At 33.7% G+C, this 3,519-nt stretch carries 3 protein-coding genes; all 3 read right to left on the bottom strand.

The genetic code is table 11. From position 1 onward, the window contains the following. Window positions 1–1,411, bottom strand: a 1,411-nt coding sequence (locus Wcon_RS10090; protein WP_147269162.1) for a recombinase family protein, incomplete at its 3' end; no start/stop codon positions are given. A 458-nt stretch (window positions 1,412–1,869) separates the two neighbouring features. Continuing rightward, window positions 1,870–2,721 carry a hypothetical protein gene (locus Wcon_RS10080; RefSeq protein ID WP_237349981.1) on the bottom strand — a complete coding sequence of 284 codons (852 nt, stop codon included), beginning with the start codon at window positions 2,719–2,721 and terminating at the stop codon, window positions 1,870–1,872. 207 nt (window positions 2,722–2,928) lie between these two features. Continuing rightward, window positions 2,929–3,519 (bottom strand): JAB domain-containing protein (locus Wcon_RS10075; RefSeq protein WP_114517967.1); only part of this gene is annotated, 591 nt, incomplete at its 5' end.

Below are 3,519 nucleotides of genomic sequence, written 5' to 3'. Positions count from 1 at the left end.
GATTGAATATTTTTTTCTTTTCCTCTTCAACTATTTTTAAGCTCTGTTTTGCTGCTTTAATTCGTGGTTCAAATTCTTCTTTGCTAATATACCCTTGAGTATAGCTATCAATAAGTCTTGAAATGCCTTGTTTCAGCTTATCATCTTGTTTTTTAAGTGAATCAGTTATTTGATCACATGGTGATTTTTGAAGTTCTGAAAGCCTACGCTGATATTCCTTTAAAATTCTGTTTGGATTTTTTAATAGGCTTTTAACTTCTTCCCACACAGCTGTCTCTAATGTAGAAGCACGAATTGTTTTACTATTACAAATCTTATTACCAGCAAAACGGTAAGCATCTGCGCCAATACAACGATAACATTTTTTTTGAGACTTGCCATATCTTTTAGCATAATAAGAATACTGGCAACGCTTGCATACCAATAAGCCTTGCAATAGATTAGTTGTTCCTATTTGTCTTGCTCTTTGCCTTTTTGCGTTCTCAGCTAATTGCTTTTGAACTATATCAAACAAATCTTCATCAACTATTTTAGGTACTGGAATGTAAATCCAATGTTCCCTTTCAACACGATAGGTAGAACTATTCTTTTTAGGTTGTTCACAGGAATGTTTGTATGGTCTTATTTGCGGCAGCTTTGCACCTACCTTTGTTTTACCAAAAGCTGCTTGTCCTTTATAGACAGGATTTTTTAGTGTACCACAAAGCGTGCCTTTATTCCAGCATTTTCCCTTCGCTGACATGATAGACATGGTATTTAGCTGGCGACATACTTCTCCAGCACTCATTCTTTCTCTGCCTATCCAAGAAAATAGCTTACGAACCACTTCCGCTTCTTCTTCATGAACTTCAAACCGAGCTTGCCCTCCTTCCATCTGTTTATTTATATAACGGTAGCCGTAAGGAGCTCTACACATTACATTTACACTACCTTTTTTAGCTGCATAAATTTTTCCTCGACGACATCTTTCAGTAATCTTTGTGTGTTCATATTCTGCTATCATACCTTGCATTTGTAACAATAAATGAGCTTCTGGACTATCATTAATCTGATTATTTAAAAAAATTACTTCTACTTTTGCTTTCTGTAATTCTTCAAGTAAAACCATCTGATATGCATATTTACGCGATAAACGATCAGGAGAATGAATATAGATTATGTCAATTTTACCTTCTGCTACTTTATTACGTAATTTTTCTAAGGCAGGACGAACTAAATTAGATCCACTATAGCCATTATCAACGAATTTATGTTCATCTAGCAATTCATGCCCATCTGCTTTAATTTTATTTTCTAAAGCTGAAAGTTGACTTGCAATCGTATTCTCTTGTACTTGTTTTTCTGAAGAAACTCTTGCATATAAGCTTACTGTTAACATTTGATCCTCCTTGAAGTTCTTTTTTATTTGCATTTACTGAATACTTTAGCACTGGCATTAATTTTGTGTAGGCGTCTAATAAATATACCTCTGCCAACCTATCAGGTTCATAACTAACTCGTATGGCAAATCTTTCTTTACTGTTCATAACATTCCATTTAAATAATATGCTCATTATTAATCCACTACATTAAAGCTGATAATTAGTTCGTCATTAGCGTCATAAATAAATGGAGCTCTTACTTTTGGACATAAAAGTTTTCTGGAAATACTTTTTTCAAGTTTTAAATTGTTGGCAACATTGTCGTAGGTGTATTTATACATGCTTTGGCAATTATTTGATCTACATTTGGTCCAAGGCCCTTTTTCAGTATTTTGGTAGGCTTTCATATCGCACTTGGTGTGCTAGCATACGCGACTATTCTAGCCTTTCCTTTGCCTCAAGGTGAGATAACCTTCGGTAGGGAAAACAATAAGATTAAAACTTAAAGTTAATGTATGTACCTTTTAAAAGCTAATGTCTGCTTTAATAAATCATTCCTTTCATTTATTAAATTACGCGGCCGTATATATTTTTCCTCAATTTCCCTCATCTCCCTTTCTCGTTCTTTGATGCTTGCTCCCATAATTTCTGCTAAGTACTTACTTTTTCCTCCCTCAAGCTCTGATTTTAGTCTCCTCACTTTGTATTCTAATTCATCAAATCTTTCATGCTTTTCTAAAAGTTCCATCATTTCGTTTATTTTACTTAATAGCTCTTTCTCTTTGGTATTTTCCGCAATCAAAGAAAGTAAAAATTTATCTATTTGATAATCAACATCTGCTTGGGATGCAAATGACTCTATTGGATTTTCTTGATATTTAAAATCGCATAAAAAGCTGACAAACCTTATCTTCTTCTCAAGGTAATTTTTCATATCTTTTGAAAGATTTTTTTCCAGTTCTTTGTAGCCTTTTGATAGAAATGTTTCTAGCTCTTTTAAGTAATCTGAGTTTAGCTTGCGTACCTTTTTAGCGTTATCAGATAACACAATTATTAGCAAATGCTTTATTATCTCAATATCACTTGATTTTATTGCCTGGTACAACGCTTTTTCTCTATCTTCCTTCACATCATACAATTCTGATGAATCGCTCAAGCTGAATAAGTAATTTACTTCACTACCATCTTTTTTAGGATAGACTATAACATTCACTTCTCGCAGTGGATGGTCATCATTAAATTCCTTCAGTAATTCTTGCTCAGTAGTTTCTTCTATAGCAACGGCTGCATTACTTAGCTTTTTAAGCTGATTTATATCACTACTTTCTTTTTTAAGTAAAATTTTTGCTTCTTTCAGCAACCTTCTATAGTTAGTAATTTTTTCTTCATTGCTTAGTGCTAAAAAAGTATTGCTTGAGCTGCTCAGAACTATATGATAAAAACTCCATTGCCTTTACCGTTACAGTAACCCATTCTCATGAAAACTGAAACAATTTTCTTTTCCACAGAGAGTTAAACAAAGGTTTGAAAAAGGGTGAAGTGAAACCACCCCATTTCAATTCTAGTATCACATTAAGCCATTATCATAAAAACTAAAGTGACTTTTTTCTGTTATTATTACATGATCCATTAATTTGATTCCTACATTATCACATGCCAACTCTAATTTCCGTGTATTCTTTTCATCTTCCTCAGATGGTTCTTGGTCTCCGCTCGGATGATTATGTGCTACTATAGCAGACATTGCTTCGACCAATAATCCCCTTTTGACTATTTCTCTTATGTAAAAAGGTGTTTTGTTTACAGTTCCGGTGTCTTGAACATACTCGTGCACCAAACGGTTACCTGGATCCAAGTATATCACTCGTAAGCCTTCTTTTCTGAACTGCCCTATTGTTGCCTTCAAGTACTCTATTAGCTTTTCTCTATTATCCATAATTGATAACTCTTCTAATTTGCCTTTCAGTATCCTTTTTATAATTTCTCTCACACATTGAATACTTGCTACAGATGCATCATTCATTCCTACAACGCTTTTTAGCTCATAAAGATCAGCACTAATTACTTTTCCCACACTATTGAACAGCGCTATTAGTTTCTCTGCAACATTTCTGCTTTCTCCTTTTTCGCATACAGAATACAGTATAAGTTCCAATAG

The sequence above is a fragment of the Wolbachia endosymbiont of Cylisticus convexus genome (assembly GCF_003344345.1).
The sequence above is the reverse complement of the archived record's forward strand: the minus strand, read 5'-3'. Positions and strand labels throughout refer to the sequence as shown.